The organism is Bradyrhizobium sp. Mp27 (genome assembly GCF_029953005.1).
GTDB lineage: Bacteria > Pseudomonadota > Alphaproteobacteria > Rhizobiales > Xanthobacteraceae > Bradyrhizobium > Bradyrhizobium barranii.
This window is the reverse complement of the sequence record NZ_JASAUS010000482.1, coordinates 1-1,503: the sequence shown is the minus strand read 5'-3', so window position 1 is coordinate 1,503 and position 1,503 is coordinate 1. Positions and strand designations below refer to the sequence as shown.

At 66.9% G+C, this 1,503-nt stretch carries 3 protein-coding genes; all 3 read left to right on the top strand.

Annotation, left to right across the window (positions count from 1 at the left end):
* Positions 1 to 108 precede the first annotated feature (108 nt).
* Positions 109 to 426, top strand: a complete 318-nt coding sequence (locus QJT78_RS51130) for a hypothetical protein (protein ID WP_038946050.1) — start codon at positions 109 to 111, stop codon at positions 424 to 426.
* 14 nt (positions 427 to 440) lie between these two features.
* Positions 441 to 1,121 (top strand): RAD52 family DNA repair protein, encoded by a 681-nt coding sequence (locus QJT78_RS51125; protein WP_049810397.1) that lies wholly within the window; start codon positions 441 to 443, stop codon positions 1,119 to 1,121.
* Positions 1,111 to 1,503, top strand: a 393-nt coding sequence (locus tag QJT78_RS51120) for a hypothetical protein (protein WP_281460875.1), incomplete at its 3' end; no start/stop codon positions are given. The genes QJT78_RS51125 and QJT78_RS51120, both read left to right, overlap by 11 nt.

The following is a 1,503-nucleotide window of genomic DNA, read 5'->3' as shown; positions in this document are numbered from 1 at the left end:
GCGCAAGCCCGACCGGACCAAGATCAAGGACGCGCTGAAGGCCGGGCGCGAGCTGCCCGGCCTCGCGCTCTCGAACTCCCCGCCCTCTGTTGTCGTGACGGTGAAGTGATGAGCAAGGATGACGACTACGACCTCAAGAAGTCGCGGGCGCTGCGCGACGCGGGAATGTCGCTCACGCGCGATCATAACCCGGAGTTCAAGGCGCAGTTTGCGCGTTTCATCGATCACCTGCCGCGCGGTTGGATCGGGACATGCGAGGACATCCGCGCCCACTGGCCCGGCGTCCGACCGGCCACGCCGCACGCATGGGGCGCGTGCTGGAACGCCGCCAAGAAGCGCGGCCAGCTCGTCGAGCTGGCGACCAAGGTGCCCATGACCGGGGTCAAGTCGCATGGCCGCCGCACCAATCTGCACCGCCGGGCCTGAACGGAGCAACGCCGATGGCTTTCTCGAATACGCAACTGGAGCGGCTCGCAGCGCCGCTGAACCGCGCGCAGGTGAAGGAGCGCAAGCAGGGCGGGCGCACCTTCAGCTACGTCGAGGGCTGGCACGTCATCGCCGAAGCCAACCGCATCTTCGGCTTCGATGGCTGGCAGCGCGAAACCATCTTCGCCACCTGCATCACGGACTACGAGCGCGAGATCGGCGAGAACAAGCTGCCCGGCTTCGGCGTGACCTACATCTGCAAGGTCCGCGTCACGGTCGGCGACATCGTGCGCGAGGGGCTCGGCTCGGGGCACGGCATCGACCGTGACCGTGGCCTCGCCCACGAGAGCGCGATCAAGGAAGCCGAGACCGACGCGATGAAGCGCGCGCTCATGACGTTCGGCAATCCGTTCGGCCTCGCGCTCTACGACAAGGACCAGAGCAACGTCGTTGACGAGAGCGAGCTGCGCCGCCGCCAGGCGCTGGGCGCCAAGCGCGCCGAGTTCATCGAGCACCTCAAGGCTACCATCGCCAACGAGTTCACCAGCCGCGAGAAGCTGGGCGAGTGGTGGAACAGCGAAGGGCAGAAGGCGGCGCGCCGCCGCTACGAACTGAGCGACGACGAGGTCGAAATGCTCAAGGCGCTGGTGTTGGCGAAGGCCGAACAGTTCGGAGGCGCCGCCCGTGAAGCATGACATGCAGGCGTTCCAGCATGCGCCGATGATGTTCGGCGACGACAACAGGCTGTCGCGGGGCATCATCGTGCGCTGCCCCTGCGGCGCGGAGGAGCGGCTCCCCTACAACACCCACGCGCTGCCAGCGTCCTCGCAGCGCGATCAGGACGCCAACGAAATCCAGTTCGTGCGCCGCAGGCTCTTGCCACGCGGCTGGTTCATCGGCCGCAAGCGCCGCGAGCACCGCTGTCCGAAGTGCAACGCCTACCGCACCACCACGAAGCAGGAAGTCTTGAGGGAGAGGATCGAGCCCATGACGAAGGAGCTGCCGCTGCAGGTCGTTGCCAACAATACCAAGCCGGTCGATGTGCTGCCGCCGCGCGCGATGTCGCGCGAGGAGCGG

Coding starts and splice junctions, on each gene's coding strand:
- QJT78_RS51130 (WP_038946050.1), top strand. CDS start 109: ATGAGCAAGGATGACGACTACGACCTCAAGAAGTCGCGGGCGCTGCGC.
- QJT78_RS51125 (WP_049810397.1), top strand. CDS start 441: ATGGCTTTCTCGAATACGCAACTGGAGCGGCTCGCAGCGCCGCTGAAC.